Raw genomic sequence first — 20,685 nt, forward strand, 5'->3', positions numbered from 1 at the left:
ATAGTTCAGACTCGAAACACTTATTAAATAACTATGAGACAATATCTTATGGATAAAAGGAACATTATTCTTGCTATAGTTATGCTTGGAACTATGATGGCGGCTGTGGATAGTACTGTAGTAATTTTAGCTTTACCAGTAATAGTCCAAGATTTACATACAGACTTTTTCACCGCGATTTGGGTAATAATTCTTTACATCTTTGTAGTCCTAGTCCTAACAACACAGTTAGGCAGGCTAGGCGACAGGGTAGGTAGGGATAAAGTGTATAATTGGGGATTTGTTGTATTCACTATTGGTTCCGCATTGTGTGGTGCTTCACCAAACATTGGTTCTTTAATAACGTTTAGAGGTATTCAGTCGTTAGGTGGAGCTATGATGCAGTCAACTGGTGGTGCTGTAATTGCAGATAACTTTCCTCCTAATGAGAGAGGTAAGGCCTACGGATTTACATCAATAGGTTGGAACGTTGGAGCAATGCTTGGCATAATTCTAGGTGGGATCATAACTACATTTATCGGTTGGAGATACATCTTTTATATTAATATTCCAATAGGTATTATAGCATCTATCTTGAGTTTTAAATTTATAAGAGCGAAAGAGGTTACTGAAGGACGATTTGATATCCCCGGAACAGTTCTTCTTGCTTCTTCCTTATCTTTAATAAGTTATGGTGCAGCTGACATTGCGGGAGAAGGTTTAGTTCTTAAAAACGAAATAATGATACTAGTTGGATTAATAGTCTTCGTAGGATTTCTTCTTGTAGAGAAAAGAGTAAAGAATCCTATAATTGATTTCTCCGTATTTCAAAACAGAGTTTTAACTTATTCATTATTTGCGTCATTTTTCCAAAGCCTCGGCTACTTATCAGTCGCATTTATAATAATTATGTATTTACAAGGTGTTAGAGGACTAACTCCCTTTCAAGCGTCGCTTTTGCTAGTTCCAGGTTATGTAATTGCCAGTTTAATTGCACCATTTACTGGTAAGCTATCTGATAAGATTGGTTCGAGAATTCCCGCAACACTAGGAATGGGATTAATGATTATTGCAATATTCCTTTATATAAGTATAGCTACTGGTATAAATACTCCTTTAATTAATGTAATATTTGCTAGCCTTGTAGGGGGTATTGGTTCATCATTTTTCTATCCAGCAAATAATAGTGCTATAATGGCTAATGCGAGAAGAGGAATCTATGGTGGAGTTTCTGGTTTACAAAGAACTTTAGCAAATATGGGTTTGCTTTTAAGTTATGTGCTAGCAATAACTATCTCATCTCTTACAGTTCCAAGATATGTGGCATTTGAAGTATTCTTAGGGACTTATAATGGTAAGATACCAGCTCAATTCATTACTGGTATACATTCAGCACTAGTACTAGGGGCTATTATTCTGTTCATAGGATTAGTATTATCGGCATTAAGAGGAAAAGAGATAAGGAGCAATCTGGTCTCGCCCACATCATAAACTTATACTAAAATTTTTATGGTAGCAAAAACATAATAATTACTGTCTCTTTCATCACCCTGAAGGGCTATGGTTCTCGGTATATAAGGGGTTACAGTACTTTACGGGTGTTACTCCATTACACAGTACTAAAAAGTAAAGAATGCTTTTCACTTTGTTTACTACTTTTCCAATTATCTTCTTCATATAGCTATTCAAATCACTGTGCAATTTATAATTAAACGGACAGCCAACAATATCCCTAGGTTGCCCCCTTACCTATAAAATCTTAAGAATAATATTTTATCCTCTATAGCCTAGTAGAATATATATGTCTAAAACGAAACATAATCTTCTAATTAACTATAGTTAAAAAATCAGAAAAGATAAAGTATGTCAGTATTGTTATATCACTATTACTAAGCTAAGATATAATATAAAATTGGATAAGAAAAAGATAAATCAGTAAGACGATATAAGTACTTTATGATTTCATTAATAATTTCTGAGGAAAATCCTACACTACCCAGAGATGTTAATGATCTATATCCAGGCAAGTTTAGGATTTTCACAATGAAATACTATCCTGGGCATGGAATAAGGAAAGATGAACAAGAAAGAATGTTTAAAGAATTAGAGAAAATAAAGAAGCAAGTAGAATTAGCTGATGCTATATTTTACGCTAGGTCATATGGAGTTTTTTACAGGCCGGGAATGGAAAAGATGAAAAAGTTCTTCTCTAAACCAGTTCTTATTGCTACTGAGTCAATTATTACTAGACTAAGAGAATTAAATGCTAAGAAAATTTATGTTATAACTCCTTATAATCAAAGAAGACACGAATACGAAATTAAATGGCTAAGAGATTGGGGATTTGATATTGTTGGCTCTATAAGCCTAGGAAGAACTGGTGGCGAGGCAATAGCTTCTACTCCGCATGAGTTGGTTATCGAGGCTACAAAGATTGCTCATCAATCCTCAGCCGATGCCATTTATATTGCTTGTACTATTCTTTCTACTCTTCCAATCCTTAAGGAATTGGAGGGCAGACTTCCTGTTGTTACTGCTTCCTCTTCTCTCTTTGAAGTTGCAAGGGAAAAGAAGCTCATTGATTTCTGAGAGGATCATTAACAAATCCCTTGCCCAAATTGTGAAAACTATATCTTTGTCAAGGTTAGTAAAACCGTATGGGTGAAGAATCCTAGAAAGATTTGCGTATATTTTTAAGAGAGAATTAGAATTTTTACCTACTGTTTCACAAGCTAAGGCTATTAGTGCACTAGCTTTTGGCATGGCTAATATAAAATATTTTGCATCATTTTTACAATATTTACATTTTATCTCCTTTTTATTCCTTTTCATTCCTAATTCTGAAAAAATTTCATGAATAGACATTGCATATTTCTCCCATTTTAGATGTTTCTCACAAACTGGTACACCAGTAAAGTAAATAGTAGTAGCATTCACTTCCCTTATTCCAGTATATTTTCTTATTTTAGTTAATGCTTCTCCACCAGAACGGATTATAAAACCATCATCTACTAGTTTATGCCAATCCATGTTCTTTAATGCTTCATAATAAGCAGTTGTCGTATGAGTAATAAATGTTGAAAGAGATGCTCTCTCTATTAGAAACCTGTTATTCTCTTCAGCCGAATGAAGAAAACCTAAAATGGCATTTTTATAACCAACTTTCATCGCATTAATCATATCTTCTCCAAGAAGAACATTCTCAATAAGCTTAGATTCATCTATAATTACTTTTTTTATTAATTTTTTGAATTTATCATCTGATGGAGGTGCTTTCTTTATAACGCTCAAAGTCCCTTCTGTCGTCGATAAAAATTTTATCAACTTTTTATCCATTGATTTAGTAGAGGAAGAAATAAATTTTAACTTTATTTACATTTTCATATGATTTGCATAGGACATAGAGGAGCATCAGCTTATGAGCCAGAGAATACTATAAGGGCTTTTAAACGAGCTATTGAAATGGGTTGTAAAGGAATAGAAATGGATCTAAGAAAGACAAAAGATGGAAAGATAATTGTTATTCATGACGAAACTGTGGATAGGACTACAAACGGTAAAGGAAAAGTGAGTGAAATGACTATAGACGAGATTAAGAAACTTGACTCTCACGGAGAAAAAATACCTTTACTTTCTGAAGTATTAAGTGAGGTAAAAGCAGATCTCTATCTATTAGAAATAAAAGAAAGCGGATATGAGGAGCAGATTGTGAGTGAGGTAAAAAGTTTCAATCTATTAGATTCCGTTATATTCATTTCGTTTAATTATGATTCGTTAAAGAAAATTAAGGAAAGCGGAGGAAAAAGGATAGGACTAATTTATTCTTCCCTTCCTTCACCGATAAAGATTGCTAAGAGTATTGGTGCTTATGCTATGTTGCCTAAATACAATCTGTTGAATAGAACAGAAGTTCATGAACTGAAAAGAAATAAGTTCTTCCTAATACCATGGGTAGTTAATGACGTTAGTATTTTGGAAAAGATGGTTTACTATGGTGTTGATGCAATAGCTACAGATAAACCAGATATTATGAAACAACTAAAAATCATTCTTTCCAAAAAGTGAAGATAGATTAAATATTTAAATGTAAAGGGGAAATTTATCCAGTGGGGCTTTTTAGAAGAAAAGCTGAACCTCAAGTTGACAAAAAACAAATGATAAAAATCTTATATACAAGTGATTTACACGGCTCTGATATTGTATTTAAAAAGTTCTTGAATGCTGGATTACAGTTCAAAGTCGATGCCTTCATAATAGGGGGCGATTTAGCTGGAAAAGCATTATTTGCGATTGTTGATCTAGGCAATGGAAGATACAAGCTAGATAACCAAGAATTTGGAAGGGATGGTTTACAAAAAGTTATTGATGAAATCAGAAATCAGGGAAACTATTATACTATAGTTGATCAGAAGGAGTTTGAAGAGATGCAAAGTAATAAGAAGATTGTAGATGAGAAATTCAAACAAGCTATGAGTGAAGTTGTCAGAGGATGGATAAAAATTGCGGAGGAGAAACTTAAAGGAACAAACATACCTATTTACGTAAATTTAGGCAATGACGACCCAGAATTCTTATTTGATGTTATAGCTGAAAGCGATATAATGCATAAAGCCGAAGGAGAGGTAATAAGAATAGGCGATCATGAGATGGTATCTTATGGCTATGTTAATCCAACTCCTTGGCACACACCAAGAGAACAAGATGAAGAAACACTTTATAAAAATTTAAAGGAAATAGTAAATAAGGTAGAAGATCAAAGTAAAGCTATTTATAACTTTCATGCTCCACCATTTAATACACATCTTGATAATGCACCACTCTTAGATGAAAATCTTAAACCAGTAGTAAAAGGAGGAGAAATAGTATTTACTCATGTAGGTTCAAAGAGTGTTAGAAAGATAATAGAGGAATATCAACCACTAGTTGGGCTTCACGGACATATACACGAATCCAGAGGATTTGATAAGATAGGTAGGACAATGGTATTTAATCCAGGCAGTGAATATAGTGAAGGCATACTTCATTCACTATATTTAGTTCTTGAAGGGGACAAAATAAAAACATATATGTTTAGGAACGGATAATATTTTATACAAGAGTAATATAATGACAGTACTTATATGTAGAAATCTTTTCGCTATTTCATGTTAAAAGAGTATAATAAATTAGTTAATTCTTTCTATTGCTTAAATCTAACTATCAACTTATAAAGTTTAGGGGTTCAAAGGGGGCGAAAAACCTCGCCTTTTAAGGCGGGGATGGATAGCCCCCTTTGTAGAAATATTTTTTAATCCACTCTCGAACATTTTATTAATGCCCAACGTAGGGTTCCGCTTTCGTGCATATGTTGACGATCAAACAATTAGGGCGTTAAAAGCCCAGTTGAGGTTAGCATGTGAGATGTACAACACCCTACGCTGGGCAGATATCTATTTCTACCAAAGGGACGGAAAGGGTCTTACACAAACGGAGTTAAGACAGCTCGCTCTAGATCTAAGAAAGCAAGATAAGGAGTACCAACAACTCTACTCACAAGTAGTACAGCAAATTGCCGATCGTTATTACGATGCTAGGGATAGGTTCTTCAAAGGTCTAGCACACTTTCCTAAGGAGAAGAAACCCCATAAGTACTACTCTCTTGTTTACCCACAAAGTGGGTGGAAAATACTTGAGAGCAGGGAAATAAGGACTAAGAGTAGGAAGAATAAGAAGAAGCTGGTGTTATTGAGGTTATCAAATCTCGGCGTGTTTAAGGTCATTGTTCATAGGGACTTCCCGCTTGACAAAGTAAAGAGGGTGGTAGTTAAGCTAACACGTTCAGAGAGAGTATATGTCTCCTTCATAGTTGAAGGTGTTGGATTCTCTCAACTTCCAAAGACTGGTAAGGTAGTTGCAATAGATGTTGGGGTAGAGAAACTCCTAACCACGAGTGATGGATTCTATTTCCCTAACTTGAGACCTTATGAGAAGGCACTTGAGAAGATAAGGAAACTCCACAAGGTTCTCTCGAGGAAAGAGTTCTTGTCGAAAAATTGGTTTAAAGCAAAAGTGAAGTTAGCTAGGGCTTATGAACACTTGAAGAACTTGAGACAAGACTTCTATATGAAGTTGGGTAAGTGGTTTGCACAACATTATGACGTTGTAGTAATGGAGGACATAGATGTTAAACAATTGGTGGAGGAGTCAGAAAGGAAGTTGAGGATGAGGTTGCACGATGTTGCATTCCATGAGTTGAAGAGAATACTAGGATATCAGTTGGAAAAATATGGAAAGAAATTGTTGTTAATAAACCCAGCATATACTTCAAAGATGTGTGCCAAGTGCGGGTACGTAAAGAGAGAGTTAACTTTGACTGACCGTGTGTTCAGCTGTCCTAAGTGTGGTTGGGTTACTGATCGTGACTATAACGCTTGCTTAAACATATTGAAGAGATCGGGGTGGGAGCCATCCTTAGTGCCTGTGGAGCTCCACCCTCTACCCGTAGCGAAAAGCTACGGGCAAGGTGGGGCTATGAAGCAGGAAGCTCCGCCCTTCAGGGCGGGGTAGCTCACATGAAATATAATTCCCTTACTGACTGGAGTTCTGTAATCTTTTTCTTATCCAATTTTCTATTATATTCCAGATTGTTGAATATTGCTGCCCTAGTGGCGTATGCTTCATATTGGGGATAATATGCAGTTCGCAATTGCCGCCATATTTCTTTATCTCCTCGCACATTACAATTGAATGCTCCTTAGATACTATCTCATCATTCTCTCCGTGAATTAACAATACGTCTTTTAATTTGTCAGCATATTTTAGAGGTGAGTAATCGAATTCGTAGTCTGGTAGTTTTATTAAATCTTCGTAAATCTTATGTTGTATAGTTCCTTGAGGAAACTTAGAAAGATACTCCTTTTGCTTTCTCCTATCTGAAGGTGCTGAAACTGCAATAACACAACTACCTCTCAACGCTCCAACAATTAGTGCAATAGTTCCTCCTCTTGAATGGCCAGCAATACAGTCAAAATTATATTGTAAAGCTTTTTCAACACCTTCTTTTACTTCAATTTCAAAATCGGGTACAATAACCTCACCAAAAGACCTTAATGGTTTAGCTAACCACTCTACTTTCTCTGGTGAAGAGCCCTTTCCATGAATAACTAGACTTCTCATTCATTAACCCTCTTCATAAACTCATTAAAATCCACAATGACTCTTTCATGAATTCCTTCACCAATCTTCTTATCCTTATAATATGCCTCAACCTTAAATTTAAGCTTCTTACCATTTATTTCAATTAATGTTGATTTCACTCTAACCTCACTTCCAATAGGTGCTGGAGCTAAATGCTTAACATCAACGTGATACCCTACAGTAGTCTTATCTTTCTCTAAATATTTTTGAGCCAAGGTAAAGGATACATCTTCCATAAATGCTATCATTATTGGGGTAGATAATACGTTAACTGCACCGCTTGAGACAGCAGATGCCGAATGCTCAGGCTTTACTATAAAAGTTTTTTCTAACGATTCTCCAACTTTCACAATCACAGATAAAAACCCTACTTTTTTAAATCTTTCACTAAAGGGTTGCCTTATGGATTTTTGTAGATTGCTCATTTTGAATTTAATAAAAGCCGATGAGACCTAAAACTTGAGAGAATTAAAGGATCCAAGCAGTAACTAATGATTAATAAGAATAATTAGCCTCTATTCTAAATGATATTTTATGTTAATTACTGCACCTTTTGCAGGCCCGGTTTCGTTCCCCTTATTAGTTGCTAAAGTACTAAGTAAAGTAAACTTTGAATTAAAAAACAGTTGTGAAACAAATGAGATTGGAGACGTTGTTCTTGATTCAATTACAAATGTGGCAAGACTCAGGTTAAAAGGGTATAGAATCGTAGCGGGAGTATTCGTTAAAATGTACTCGTTAATAGGCAATAAGAACTCTGAGGTAATTTACACTATTAGGCAAGGGACTTTAGCTGACTATAATGCTAGACTTTATGCAAAATTAACTAACAAAAAGGAAGTGGTTAATACTACTCCAGAAGATGCTCTAAAGAGGGCAGAAGAGGGGAAATTAGCATTAGTCGGTATTGAAGTCAAATTAGGAGAGCTATTCGAGGATGAAATGATGAAACTTAACCATTTTGTACCACAATGTGTTATTTATTCAAAAACCTATCCAACAGAAGTAATTGAGGCTTATGAAGAGGGCATTAGACTAATGAGGGAAAGACCAGAAGAGTCTGCATTAATTATCTCTTCGGCAAGCAAATACTATTCACTGCAAGTAATGAAGAATATTATTCATGTTTATAATCACAGATTAACTACAAAGGGAGATGATTTAAGTAAGAGTATTGAATTATATAGTTTAGTTAAACCGGAAGTGAAAGACCTTGAAATTTACTAAAAATATAGAAGTTATCCCTGGAAGTCCTAATACTTTAATTTATGATAATAGAGTTGTAATAGACCTTGGTGGTAAAAATTCAAGCCTCGATATAAATGCTGAAGTCCAATTAGCAACTCATGGACATAGTGATCATATTGCTGGATTATTAAAAAAGGCTAATGTTAAGTATTTACCGAAAGAAGATTACTGGGCTTTAACATTAATGGGAAGAAGGGCTATGATTTACGGCTTTAGTTCTAAAGATTCACCTTTGTTCACATATGATTTCATAAAAGATAACTTGAGTGAAGATTTTAAAGATGTAGAAATACAGAAAATAAAAATGCCCGGACATACTCCTGGTCATACAGTTTACATAGTAGATAGTGTGCTTTACGCTGGTGATGCGTTCTTTGGGCAAAAAGTGCTTGAAAATTTTGGAGTGCCTTTTTATACTGACTTTTGGGAGGCGTTAAATTCTCTTTATAAAATAAAAGAGTTGATTAAGAGTGTTGATTATGTTGTTATCGCTCATGGTCCAATTTATACTAATAAGAGAAAGATGGAAGAGTTATTAGATTTTAATATCTCTTTTAATGAAAAGTTAGTTCAAAAAGTCAAGGATCTAATTACTGGAAATGAAATGACTGCTGAGGAGGTAACTTATCGCATTTCTAGAAATAGAGACGTTGCAAATATTCTTTTAAACTCGGTTACTATAAAGTCTATTCTATTTCAAGTAGCTAAAAACATTAGGGTTAGTGAGAAAGGAATTTTATTTTCAACTTGATGTCATATTACATAAGATTTTTAATATGTATAATTTTGCTAAAATTTTTATAATATAAATTTTTAATATAACAAAATAAGTCTTATTATAGACAAATAGACAAAATTTGTTAATGTTTTCAGTTAGGTAAGGAATTACGCTTCATCGTAATTATTACTTATTATTTAGTCAATAACTAGTTACTTAGCTTAATTATTTTTTCCTATAGTTCCAAACTCAACTTTTAACAAGTTTATTTGCATTATTTTATATATTAGACCATTATCTTTATTATCCTTGCATTTCCTTTAATAGCTCATCAATCTTTTCCGATATTTCCTTAACCTCGTACTTAGGGAAATAGGTGTGTATTATCTTTTTGCTCTCCTTTACGACGGTAATTAAATCCTTAAATACTTCCTCCTTTTTACTGTATACGCTAAAACCTGGTTCAAATCCATTATACTGATATTCATGAAGATCTAACGCTATCCTTACAAGATTTATAATATCAATTCCTATATTCTCTAACATTCGTGCTAAACCATACATACTGTGAGTTGGAACTATATGTGCCTTCTTTTTAATCCACTCTCTCTCCCGATCATCTTTAGCTAGACTAAGTAATTTATCTTCATTAGTTACTATAAAAGCACTTAGTAGTGCTTTCACACCACTGAAAGCTTTTCCAGCAGAGTTTCTTGTATATCCTTCCTTCCATAATGTGAGGGAAAGAAAGAGATCCGACAAACTCTCAATTATTCTAGCTTCAACGTATTCTTCTCCAATCTTATATAGATCCATTTCCATAAGAATACTTTCTCGTAGTAAGATAAAAGTTTATGATACTATAATCCAATTAACTGCTGAGGAGGTAACTTATCGCATTTCTAGAAATAGAGACGTTGCAAATATTCTTTTAATCTCGGTTACTATAAAGTCTATTCTATTTCAAGTAGCTAAAAACATTAGGGTTAGTGAGAAAGGAATTTTATTTTCAACTTGATTTATGGGATTTCATAAATTTCATAAATTTTTGATATACTATAAATGTAAAATTTCGCCAAAAATTTTATAATACAAATTTTTAATATTGCAATTCAACTCTGTTCACATGAACGGTTTAATAAAATTCATCGTGAACCTGTTCCAGTTAGATAAAGACTGGATCACAAAAATAACAATGGCTATGATTGTGCTAAGTATCATATGGGGATTACTAGGAATTATTGACGCTTTAATGGTTAGAATACAGGAGGCATCTTGGGGTTTGATGCAATTATTACCCCTAACGCCACAAGAGTATTATGCCTCTATAACACTTCATGGTATGAGAGATTTATTTGGTTTTGCACAGCAACTAGAGTTTGCAATTTTCACTTATTTTACGTTTAAAATGTTAAATATACAGCCAAGGGCAAAGTGGATATACAACCTCGCATTTATACTTTTCAACATTGCGTTTATGTTACTTGAAGGACCTATTCTAATAACAGCAGCTCAAGGATTTGATAACTATTTTTCTGCAGAAGGCTGGTATTATTTATCGCCCCTTGGAATCCCTAATTACTCACTTTATGTAGTTTCACCATTATGGTATTATGGTTGGATGTTAATTGACATAGCGACATATATGCAGACTATTTGGCTGATCTATCATTATTACGTTGCAAGTAAAACTACTAAGGAAAAGTTACCGATCTTTTTAGTATTTGTGTTAATGGATATATTACTCTATGCTATAGGTTACTCTGGTGAAACTGTAGCTAATGTTTGGGATATATTAGCTTTTGCCGGTATTGTTGGATTAAATGTAATTGCTAACCAAATTGCATTTGGAATCCTATGGCATGCAGTAGTTTATATGGCTTGGCTGCCAGCCGTTGCTGCAATGTATTTATTAATTCCAACTTTAGCTAATAAACCTCTCTACAGTGACAGAATGGGTAGAGTTGCAGCAGTACTTTACTTAATTTTCTCTAACAACGTGCCCATTCACCATTTATATATGGTCGATTTGCCAATAGCAATAAAGGTCCTTACTGAGATACTTACTTATGGGGTAGTTTTACCTTCATTAATGACATTCCTTAACTTATGGGCTACAGCTAAAGGTGCACAAGTTTCATGGAATATTCTTACAGCATTTACTGTTATGTCATTTACTGGTTCAATTTTCTCTGGCGTAACTGGAATCTCTAATGCAACAATAACTTTTGATGCTGTAATCCATGAAACTATGTGGGTTGTCGGTCATTTTCATGGTTTTATCTTACTCTCTATAGTCCCAGCTGGTTTTGCAATACTATATTTAATGATACCAATGATGACTGGAAGGCAATGGTATTCTACAAAGTTAATGTGGATTCACTTCTGGGGCTATTTAGTTGGAGCATCAATGGTAGTTATAGGGTTTGATGAACTAGGGCTAACTGGTTTATTAAGAAGAGATGAGACTTATCCTTTGACCTCTACGTTCATTTCTGGTGAAGTTTTATCAACTGTAGGTGCAATAATAGCTGATTTAGCTACAGTTGTATGGTTATTTAATGTTATTTTAACTTTAATAAGAGGAAGGACTACTGTGGTTTCAAGTTTACAAGATTCAATTAATATCGTTATGGCTCAATCTACCGTATCTAGAATAGAAATTGAAAAAATAGCAAGGAAATTAAAGATTTAAGATTAGTTTTTTATTTTTTAACTCTCAATTTCTTTAGTGCTGAGGTGCCGCGGAACTGATTAATGATGATGTTTGACTGTCTGAGTATAGTCTCGAGTGTTTTGTATAATAATAAGTCTTAAGAGCCTAAGTAATCCTTCCCAAATCACTACACGGATTAAAAGGTAAACCTCTAATCTTAGCTAATACTAGCTTGAAGTGCAGTCAAAATATATAGTGTTTTCATAGTAAATCAAAGGGAAAATGACATTTGTAAATTAAGAGTATGATTTAATGATCAAATATTTTTAACTTTTTCCAAAACCTTATCTCAAGGCTAGAGCGTTTTCCCTTCGTAACTAATATGAAAAATACCATATTTATTATTAAATGCATAACTTTGCTAAAATCTAATAAAAAGATCAGAAAACTTTAAATTATATAACTATAAATATATTTTTTAATTTATGACCATGGGAAAGTTAACATATGTAGTCATTATAATATCTGTGATAGTTATAGTATCTTTATTTTGGATAAACTTTCCATCAATATTTCCTCCTAGCATTAAGGAGATGAGAAATACTTTTAGTGCAAGTGTTACAACACCTACAGTTAACGTCAACGGAATTAACAGTACAACATTTAGCCTAAGTTTTTCCATTAAAGTTTCAATTCCAGATTACTCTGGAAGAGTTTTTCTTGCCTCTGGAGTAATTCCATTAGGAGCAAATCCTTTAGTTATCTCCCTCAGTCCTTCTTACCAAACATTACACCGCCAGCAATATATAGCAGTTTTCCCGCTAAAACTTTCTGGGTAATGTTATTGAATTCAACAATATATACGGAAAATAAAACCTTCAGAGTAAGTTTAGATGCAGTCTCGACCCCAAACAATAACTGGGTCTTTTTAAGTCAAGGCTTTAACTTAAACGAGACTCCAGTAGTGTGGATTATAGTATTTGAAAACCATCACGCTTACAGAATAGGGGTAATAGAATTCGAAAGAATTGGAGAGGGCTTGCTTTATATCCCTAAGATAGAAAGATGTTAGAATGTATAACATCTTAAAGAAAAATAATAAAAGATTGCTTAATGTGTATATGCTCTAATTCAATTTCTATTACATTACTTGAAGACCCTTGAAAATCTTATATCCTAAAATCGAACAAGTCAGGTTTAGATTGAATTTAATTTACTTTTACACTTCATTAGATTTTAGGCAAGGAATTCTGAGAGCGATTTTTCTTTCATAAACTTAATTACCTTAGTAATTTGAGTTTATCTTTTTTAATCAAGACTAATCCTCTTAGGAATTCATATAGGTTAATATATCGGTATAATAATCTATGAATTTCTATAGAAAAACATATTAGAAAGAATAGATTAACTTAAGGCGAATCCAATGAAGTCTTTACTATGGTATTTCAGTCATTTATCCTCATTATTATAGGTAATATGTTTAGGTCCGCCATCTAATATACAAACTTTCCTCAAAAATTACTGTTTACTAGATTTTTCTGAATTTTATTAATCTTATTTTTTATGATGAAAAAGAGATTATAATACTGAGTAGGACTTTTTAGGTATTATTTCTAATAATTACTTATGAGTGAAATATACTTTGAGAAGAATGAGAACAGAGTTGTTATCTTTGCTGGGAACTACTATGCAATCTTTGAAGGAAATAGTGTAAAGGGAAAAATAGAAACACAAGGGCTAAAGGTAGAGTTTGAAGGCAAAATAGATAAATTACCAGATACTAAAGAGGAAGCGAATGAGATAATTAAATCATTATTTTACCAATCGCCAAAAAGAGTAAGTTATGGTGCAGTAGTTGAGGCAGAAAATGACAAGGTACGGGTTAAAGCTTGGGGAATAACGATAAATGATATAAATGCTTTATTCAATCGTCTTTCAGAAATGAAACCTTTGCCTATTGATGTAACTAAGCTATCATTACAATATGATATGCCCTTACATAAGGTAAAAAAGATAATAAAAGATAATCCTTTGAGGCTTCAAGAAGAAGCGTATAAATTTACTATTTCAAATTTTGGTAATAGGTTACCGCGAATTGAAGAGAAAGATAACTTCAAAGTCATTTTAGATGTAGTGGAAGATGGTGGGATTCTAATTCTAGTATATAAAGGAGAACAAATTTATAAAGCTAAAATAAGTTTTGCTACCTTATATAAATACTTAGAAATGAATCCAAAAGAACTAATAGAAGAAGCGTTTAATTTACTTGAGGGGTTAGTTAATTTGCAAGGAAAAGCAAGTAGTGATAGTAATATTCTACCGGGAATAGTAGAAGGACAAAGAAAGAATGGGAAATTTGTAATAAAGAGTGAGAACGAAGAAGCAGAAATACCGGCAGAGAGCTATGATGATGTAAAAAGGTTTCTTTCCTCTCTACGAAGAGAAGTATATTTATCATAAAAAATTATTAATAGCCTATTTTTATACATTATCCTAGTATGGATGTAAAAGTTATTCATGAGAAAATAAGATCACTTGTTGATGTAGTAGATGAGGAAAAGCATGAACTTAGAGGTAGGACTAAGAACGTTTATGTTATTCAGAGATACACAAGAGATAATAATAGTGAAATTGAAGAGATCTATATTTCATCGCCTCAAGTTAACATTAGCTTAGTTATAAATACAAGAGGAATTTCATCAGTAACTTATGTAAAAGATGGAAAAATAGAGGGTAAAAATCTAAATGAGGAAGAAATTCAAAAAATAATAGATGATATAATAAAAATCCTTTCTTAAATTTGCTTACAATTACCAGATGAACAATCATAAATTTCCTTAAATCCCAACTTTTCTTTAGCTATATAAATATCAGCAGAAACATCACTTAGCGAGGATGATTGTAATATATATGCACCAACTTCTTTTGCTCTCATATTTGGTAGATAGAAATAGACTTTTGTTATTCTATTAGGCCATTTTAATTTACTAACATCTATTAACTCCGTCTTGATATTATTAGTAATTTGTTTTAACATCTCCTCATTTATTGAGGCATTTATTCTCTCTAATTCCTCTAATGTCTCAAACTTAACTTTTCTGAATTGTTTAACTAACTTATTTTCCGCTTCTTCATTTACTTTATCATTGTTTTTTATAACATTGAACACTAGTTTCATTGCAGCGCAATCAGTATGTGGTAAATATATTATTTCATCTGGTTTAATCTCCTTTAATCTATTTATAAACTCATTCACATTGGCACCAGCGTTCCTAAATATTAATGTATTATTATCAGCTCTTTTTTGTATTTCTTCAGTTAATCTGTAATCCATACAAGAGATTATTACCTTTACCATGGGTAAAAATTAATCTTTATAACCTTTATCTATTATTATTATTAATTAATAAAATTGATATAAGTAAGTATACTCAAGATTAAGATTAATCTGAAGGACAACTAATAGTAATGATAGATATTTATTTTATTTAAATGTAAAAAAGAAAGACAAATCTATTATTTTTATTTATTACAAAAACATATTATAAAGGAATTTTCTTTTAAATCTATGGAGTAGAAGACTCTAACTTTATTTTTTCCAATATCCTTTATTATTTTTTCCAATTCTCTATTGCTACTAGGTAAAATTACTATAAATTTCGTACTTTCATTATCAAATACAAATTTGAAGAATCTATATATATCTTTGATAAGTATAAAATTAACAATATGACAATCTTTACAATCATAAAGCTTCAATAGTTCAGTTATACTAGACTCTATCGATTCTACATTTACCACTATAGTTCACTCAATATAAAATTTAATAGAACTAAAATATAAATATTTCTTTCTCTGTTTTCTCTTAAATAAATTTAAATGAGAATGATGCTATCTCCTATAACAGATTATGAAACTATCTTCTCTTAATAGATCGCTTAGAAAAGCATAGAGTGATATATTCTTGCTTCTTGCAATATTTTTAGACATCGATATAAGCGCTTCACGATCACTTCTACCAGAAGGGAAAATAATAGCTAAAGTCTTTTTATCAGAGATGATAAAATTTAAAAATTTTGAATAATCCAAAATTAAATTAAATTTATATAAATAACATTCATTACAACCAACTATTTTTATCATGTCCTTAATGTTTGCTTCAACATAACTGTCTAGGTTAATCATTACTTACTATAAGACTTTTATGAAATAACTTTAAAAAGGCTATATGAAAATACACAATGATTTTTCCCATATGAACAGAAAAATAGAAGCTTTTTCTCTTGCTATAGATCTTATCAAGAAAATGAAAATTCAGCCCGAAAAAGCATTTGATATTTCTTTTAGAAAACTGAAACTAAAAGATAATAGAGAAACTTTGTATCAAGAATTTTTGCGAGTGATTAAAAATTATTACTACTATTCAGAGCTATATCCTGATAAAGAAATAGAAGAGATTATAGCATACTCGCTTAAAGAAGACAAGATAGCATTACCACAATGGGTTAAGGAAAGATTGTCCTACATAAAATTGGATGATTTCTCGAAACTTTTTCACAAAAAAACCTGGATTAGGGTTAATACTTTAAAAGTTAATGTTAAAGAGGCCATTAGTTCGTTAATGAAAAAAGGCTTTGAACTAGTAAGAGATGACTTTGACTTTCTATTTCAAGTAACTCGTTCTCCTTTTAGAATATCTAAGACAGAAGAGTTTCAGAAAGGCGAAATTGTAATACAGGATAAGGCTAGCGTTTATGTTGTTACAGTACTTGATCCTAAACCTTATGAAAGAATTTTAGAAGTAGGTAGTGCTCCGGGAATGAAGACTTCTTTAATACAACAGTTAACTAATAATAAAGCTTATGTCATAGCCCTAGATATTTCTGAAAAAAGGATACAAGTTCAAAGGGAACTAATGGAAAAAATGGGTGTAGAAAATTATGAGCTAATCGTGGCTGATGGAGAAAATTTACCAATAAAAGAAGTTGACAAAATCCTAATTGATGCTCCGTGTAGTAATAGTGGTACTATAAACGCTGATCCAAGCGTTTTCTTAAGATTAAATAAGAACGAGGTGATTAAACTTTCGAGATTACAAAAGGAAATTGTAAGAGAAGCTTCAAAGTTGCGTAAACCAGTAATATACTCAACATGTTCTCTATTTCCAGAAGAAGGAGAAAAAATAGTAGAGGAATATTCAGATTATTTAATTAAGCTTACTGATGATCCTACACATTACGGCTATATGAGAAGTAAAGTTTGGTTAAGAGTAATGAGATTTTACCCTCATATTCATGGTACTGAAGGATTTTTTATATCTAAATTAGATTTTTCTAAATGATGAGGCTTTCAGAATTCTTAAGGGAAAACTCACCTTGGGAGGAATATGTTAACCATGAATTTGTAAGAGAAATGATTGACGGTACACTTCCACAGAAAAAATTCAGATATTATTTACTGCAAGATGCTAAATATGTTGAAGAAATGTTAAGAGCTCTACTTAGGGCTTCTGCTCTGGCTCCCCTAGATAAATCATTGAAATTATTACATGTAATTTTATCAAGTAGAGATAAAGGAACGGAAGTTAATAATTATCTTTACTCAAGACTTGGGATAACTCAAGATGAGATTAGAAGGACTAAAATGAATGATGTAAATTATGCTTATACTAGGCATTTAAACTATTGGGCAGAAAGAAGTTGGGAATTCTTTCTAGTTGCATGGACTCCTTGCATGTGGGGTTATTTCGAGATAGGTAGAAAAGTAGTAAATTCTACTAACGACCTATATAAAGCTTGGGCTTCTTTCTATTCCTCAGATGATTACAAAAAGAGAGTTGATATAATATTAGAAAATCTAAACTCAATTGAAGTAGATAAGGATTTAGCCTCAGAAATATTTAACAGAAGTGTAAAGTATGAAATACAATTTTGGGATTCAGCATTAACGATTTAAGCTTTTACAATCTATTTTCATCTTGTGAAAATAAAAAATGTAATTATTCTATCAGCAGTAACATTTTTTATCTTACTCTTAATTCTTCCATATCTACTTCAACCTTTTGAAGTACCTCTTAATACTTTCTTTAAAGTGAGCAATATAGATTATACAGAAGGTAATTTCACTTGTATTGTTTTTGTTAGCTGGTACGGTTGTCCTTATGGTGCTGCGGATAGCTGGATACTCTATGCTTTTTTATCTCATTATGGCAAAATTTCTTTTAACATTTCATATTCAGATCCAAACGATATTTATCCTAATACTCCAGCAATAATTTTCTTAAACTTTACTCCAAAAGCATTTATTCACTTCAAGTTCCTATATCTTTATAACCGTTACCTTAATGCTACTGCTAACGGAACTATAGTAAATAATTTCGTAAATTATGGTCTTGAAATAATAAAAACAGAGTTTCCACAATTCTATCCTTATGTAAAAGAATACATAACCGAAAAATGGGCCTCTGGAAGTTTCTTTCAACCAATAGCTTATATGGGAAATCCATCCCATATTCCAACTTTTATAATTATTAGTGATCAAAAAGGGACATATATGCTAATAGGACACATTGTAAGTCCCAGCTACTTCTCTGAATATAATGCAACTTATTTGCTTAAGAACTATAATAACTTATCATTTATCCAGGAAGGAGTTAGTATACTGGATGAGTATATAAATTAAACAAGGCATGGGGTAAGCTATCCACATAACGTAATACCTTTTGAGGAGTATAGTAAAGAAAAATTATTTTGCTTAGTAATTTATATGAATAGTTCCCGTTTTTAGGTAATAAGATCTGTTGTTTTAAAACAGATATTGTTATCTAATTTTTTTTTAAAACTTAAAATTTCAAGAAAATAAATACAATTTCATGAGCAAAAGGGACTCGTTACATTAAACTTATATAATGATAAGAAAAGTTTTATCCATGAATAGGGAATTACTTGCTACATCTATTTTAGCTACAGCTGGTACTTTTGTTATATACATAATTTCTCCTAGTTTTCTCCTTTCATCCCCCTTACTCCTTCTAGGTCTTATATTTTCCTATATTGGTTCCTTTTATAGATACGTAACTCCAGTTACATTCTTACTTTCTCTAATCCCTTTATTCTTCATTAAATCTATTTATGCATTCGTTGGTATTGCTATAGGAATTCTAGGTATACTAATTCCTTGGGTATGGGAGTTAATCATACTAATTGGTTATATAATATTTCTTTTACTCCCTAATTTAGTGACAAATATTGGTATACAACCTATAATATTCTCTTACGCAATTTACTCAGCTCTTGCTTTTGCAAATATTAGGGCGATGACTGGAAAAGGATATCCTGCAGTCGTAAAAATTGAAGGTTTAACTACTTGCTATGCAGAAGTTAACGGTGTATTTACAACTATTAATCGTATTGTAAGGGATAAGAAAAGAGTGGAGATAAGACTATGCCCTCAGTACTTTAACGGTATATATTATGTACCAGATACTGCAACAATAACAGCTAAAGAAGGACAAGTTAAAGTGGTAAAGTTCTCAGCTACTAACAACTTACCAATAGATAAATTTCCTCATTGTTTCTCTTACTTTTATGCTAAAGGTTTACCAATGAATGCTTCATGGTCTATAATTATTAACAATGTAGAGTATACTTCTAAAGATTCTAACTCACCAATAATAGTTCCAATGCCAAATGTCTTAGAAGTTATGTGGAATGCAAAAGATATAATAATAGGTAATGTCATCTTTAGGCCTTTAACTTATTCGGGAATCGCAAAAAGAGGAGAGAAGATTATTATCGAGTATAATAGTTATGTTACACAACAACAAGTTGCTTTACCATCTCAACAACAAAAGAATTTACCACCTCTAGATAAGTGGGATCCTAATTTGTGGATCGGAAAAGAACTTTATGGATACAGAGTAGTTTCAGTCATCGGTTCTGGTGGTAGTGGTTATGTTCTAAAAGCTGAGAAAGATAATGTGTTTTACGCAGTAAAAGTTTTCTCTCTATCCCAATTATCGCGCGCACAACTCACTATATCCGCTTCTTCAAGCTTTGATGAGATGTTTAAAGAGTCTGAGACGTTAAAGCAACTATCAAGAAATCCAAAGTTTGTAACAATTTTAGGCTTTTACATAGATTCGAATAATATTAAATCAGCATTGAAGGGAGACGTTAATACATATTATAACTATCCACCCGCAATAGTAATGGAGTTTATGGAAGGAGGTACAGCAAAGGACTTATTAACAACATCAATTATATATTCCACCTATTGGCCTCTTATTGTTAAAGAGATTATCAAAGAAATTGCATACGCCTTGGACTTTCTCCATTCAAAAGGGTTCGTGCATCTTGATGTAAAACCAGAAAATATCTTCTTTTCTAGAAATTTAGGAAATAATCCGGAAGAAATATATAAAAATATTTCTAGTTCAATAAAATTAGGAGATTTAGGTTCTGCTGTAAGAATAGGTGAAAGATTTTATCAAGCTACTCCTTCTTATTCTCCCCCAGAGCAGATAGAAGCTATAATCACTGGTAAGGGTGCAGATCCGAAAATGGATATCTTTGCACTAGGAATGACAGCTTATGTCCTACTCACTGGAAAAAATGATAATCCGATTTCTGACAATCTAAATAAAGCTATTGATGCATATATGGCTGGGAATGTTGGAGAAGCATTAAAACTTATACAGAATGCAAAACAAATACTATCTTCTTGGAGACCTATATTACCGCAAAATACACTGAATGAACTTACTAGAGTGATAATATACAGTATAAACATTAATCCAGTAAGTAGACCTTCAGCAAAACAAATAGTCGACTTACTTAAGTAAGAAATTCTTCATTTCCCTTTAGTTACTATAAACTGTTCGAAAGCTTTATAGATTAGTAATTAAAGA

General features: G+C 32.3%; 21 protein-coding genes. 16 read left to right on the forward strand and 5 right to left on the reverse strand.

Features of this window, described 5'->3' with window-relative positions; genetic code table 11:
- Positions 1 to 48: 48 nt before the first annotated feature.
- From D1869_RS03175 to D1869_RS03200, 5 genes are all read left to right on the forward strand, one after another.
- Complete coding sequence (locus tag D1869_RS03175; RefSeq protein ID WP_156013877.1) at positions 49 to 1,470, forward strand: MFS transporter; 1,422 nt, start codon at positions 49 to 51, stop codon at positions 1,468 to 1,470.
- A gap of 465 nt (positions 1,471 to 1,935) precedes the next feature.
- Positions 1,936 to 2,568: an aspartate racemase/maleate isomerase family protein gene (locus tag D1869_RS03180; protein ID WP_156013878.1), complete on the forward strand. Its 633-nt coding sequence runs from the start codon at positions 1,936 to 1,938 to the stop codon at positions 2,566 to 2,568.
- Between the two features lie 795 nt (positions 2,569 to 3,363).
- Positions 3,364 to 4,044 carry a glycerophosphodiester phosphodiesterase gene (locus D1869_RS03190; RefSeq protein WP_156013879.1) on the forward strand — a complete coding sequence of 227 codons (681 nt, stop codon included), beginning with the start codon at positions 3,364 to 3,366 and terminating at the stop codon, positions 4,042 to 4,044.
- A 41-nt stretch (positions 4,045 to 4,085) separates the two neighbouring features.
- Complete coding sequence (locus D1869_RS03195) at positions 4,086 to 5,063, forward strand: metallophosphoesterase family protein (protein WP_156013880.1); 978 nt, start codon at positions 4,086 to 4,088, stop codon at positions 5,061 to 5,063.
- A 229-nt stretch (positions 5,064 to 5,292) separates the two neighbouring features.
- The gene (locus tag D1869_RS03200) at positions 5,293 to 6,525 is read left to right on the forward strand and encodes an RNA-guided endonuclease InsQ/TnpB family protein (protein WP_156013881.1); all 1,233 of its coding nucleotides are present in this window, start codon (positions 5,293 to 5,295) and stop codon (positions 6,523 to 6,525) included.
- A 21-nt stretch (positions 6,526 to 6,546) separates the two neighbouring features.
- On the opposite strand, the gene D1869_RS03205 is transcribed toward D1869_RS03200, so the two are convergent.
- Entirely contained in the window at positions 6,547 to 7,134 is a 588-nt protein-coding gene (locus D1869_RS03205) for an alpha/beta hydrolase family protein (protein ID WP_156013882.1), read from the reverse strand.
- Positions 7,131 to 7,505, reverse strand: a complete 375-nt coding sequence (locus D1869_RS03210) for a thioesterase family protein (RefSeq protein WP_196772272.1) — start codon at positions 7,503 to 7,505, stop codon at positions 7,131 to 7,133. The genes D1869_RS03205 and D1869_RS03210 overlap by 4 nt, the downstream gene beginning before the upstream one ends.
- A 184-nt stretch (positions 7,506 to 7,689) precedes the next feature.
- Between D1869_RS03210 and D1869_RS03215 the strand changes: the two genes are divergently transcribed.
- On the forward strand, positions 7,690 to 8,382 hold the full coding sequence (locus D1869_RS03215; protein ID WP_156013884.1) for a DUF3834 domain-containing protein: 693 nt from the start codon (positions 7,690 to 7,692) through the stop codon (positions 8,380 to 8,382).
- Positions 8,369 to 9,154 carry an MBL fold metallo-hydrolase gene (locus tag D1869_RS03220; RefSeq protein WP_156013885.1) on the forward strand — a complete coding sequence of 262 codons (786 nt, stop codon included), beginning with the start codon at positions 8,369 to 8,371 and terminating at the stop codon, positions 9,152 to 9,154. The genes D1869_RS03215 and D1869_RS03220 overlap by 14 nt, the downstream gene beginning before the upstream one ends.
- Positions 9,155 to 9,424: 270 nt before the next feature.
- Here the strand turns inward: D1869_RS03220 and D1869_RS03225 are convergent, their stop codons facing one another.
- Positions 9,425 to 9,943, reverse strand: a complete 519-nt coding sequence (locus D1869_RS03225; protein WP_156013886.1) for a PaREP1 family protein — start codon at positions 9,941 to 9,943, stop codon at positions 9,425 to 9,427.
- 304 nt (positions 9,944 to 10,247) lie between these two features.
- Between D1869_RS03225 and D1869_RS03230 the strand changes: the two genes are divergently transcribed.
- The 5 genes from D1869_RS03230 to D1869_RS03245 all read left to right on the forward strand — a co-directional run bounded on the left by D1869_RS03230 (position 10,248) and on the right by D1869_RS03245 (position 14,575).
- Positions 10,248 to 11,816, forward strand: a complete 1,569-nt coding sequence (locus D1869_RS03230; protein ID WP_156013887.1) for a cbb3-type cytochrome c oxidase subunit I — start codon at positions 10,248 to 10,250, stop codon at positions 11,814 to 11,816.
- A 446-nt stretch (positions 11,817 to 12,262) separates the two neighbouring features.
- Positions 12,263 to 12,616 carry a hypothetical protein gene (locus tag D1869_RS15280; RefSeq protein ID WP_231113681.1) on the forward strand — a complete coding sequence of 118 codons (354 nt, stop codon included), beginning with the start codon at positions 12,263 to 12,265 and terminating at the stop codon, positions 12,614 to 12,616.
- Between the two features lie 5 nt (positions 12,617 to 12,621).
- Positions 12,622 to 12,849: a hypothetical protein gene (locus tag D1869_RS15285; protein ID WP_231113683.1), complete on the forward strand. Its 228-nt coding sequence runs from the start codon at positions 12,622 to 12,624 to the stop codon at positions 12,847 to 12,849.
- 554 nt (positions 12,850 to 13,403) lie between these two features.
- Positions 13,404 to 14,237 (forward strand): hypothetical protein, encoded by an 834-nt coding sequence (locus tag D1869_RS03240; protein ID WP_156013888.1) that lies wholly within the window; start codon positions 13,404 to 13,406, stop codon positions 14,235 to 14,237.
- Between the two features lie 38 nt (positions 14,238 to 14,275).
- Complete coding sequence (locus D1869_RS03245; RefSeq protein WP_052846389.1) at positions 14,276 to 14,575, forward strand: hypothetical protein; 300 nt, start codon at positions 14,276 to 14,278, stop codon at positions 14,573 to 14,575.
- Here the strand turns inward: D1869_RS03245 and D1869_RS03250 are convergent.
- Together D1869_RS03250 and D1869_RS03255 are read right to left on the reverse strand one after the other, a co-directional pair.
- A complete protein-coding gene (locus D1869_RS03250; protein ID WP_156013889.1) occupies positions 14,572 to 15,135 on the reverse strand; it encodes a carbonic anhydrase in 564 nt (187 codons plus the stop codon). The genes D1869_RS03245 and D1869_RS03250 overlap by 4 nt on opposite strands.
- Positions 15,136 to 15,668: 533 nt before the next feature.
- Complete coding sequence (locus D1869_RS03255; RefSeq protein ID WP_156013890.1) at positions 15,669 to 15,962, reverse strand: DUF4898 domain-containing protein; 294 nt, start codon at positions 15,960 to 15,962, stop codon at positions 15,669 to 15,671.
- A gap of 43 nt (positions 15,963 to 16,005) precedes the next feature.
- On the opposite strand from D1869_RS03255, the gene D1869_RS03260 reads away from it, so the two are divergent.
- The 4 genes from D1869_RS03260 (at position 16,006) to D1869_RS03275 (ending at position 20,619) form a co-directional block, all read left to right on the forward strand.
- The gene (locus D1869_RS03260) at positions 16,006 to 17,118 is read left to right on the forward strand and encodes an RsmB/NOP family class I SAM-dependent RNA methyltransferase (protein ID WP_156013891.1); all 1,113 of its coding nucleotides are present in this window, start codon (positions 16,006 to 16,008) and stop codon (positions 17,116 to 17,118) included.
- The gene (locus D1869_RS03265) at positions 17,115 to 17,732 is read left to right on the forward strand and encodes a thiaminase II/PqqC family protein (protein WP_156013892.1); all 618 of its coding nucleotides are present in this window, start codon (positions 17,115 to 17,117) and stop codon (positions 17,730 to 17,732) included. Before D1869_RS03260 ends, D1869_RS03265 begins: the two co-directional genes overlap by 4 nt.
- A gap of 24 nt (positions 17,733 to 17,756) precedes the next feature.
- On the forward strand, positions 17,757 to 18,458 hold the full coding sequence (locus tag D1869_RS03270; protein WP_156013893.1) for a DUF929 domain-containing protein: 702 nt from the start codon (positions 17,757 to 17,759) through the stop codon (positions 18,456 to 18,458).
- A 247-nt stretch (positions 18,459 to 18,705) separates the two neighbouring features.
- Complete coding sequence (locus tag D1869_RS03275) at positions 18,706 to 20,619, forward strand: serine/threonine-protein kinase (protein ID WP_184651045.1); 1,914 nt, start codon at positions 18,706 to 18,708, stop codon at positions 20,617 to 20,619.
- Positions 20,620 to 20,685: the final 66 nt, after the last annotated feature.

The sequence above is a fragment of the Sulfurisphaera ohwakuensis genome, from assembly GCF_009729055.1.
In the GTDB taxonomy this organism is placed as follows: domain Archaea; phylum Thermoproteota; class Thermoprotei_A; order Sulfolobales; family Sulfolobaceae; genus Sulfurisphaera; species Sulfurisphaera ohwakuensis.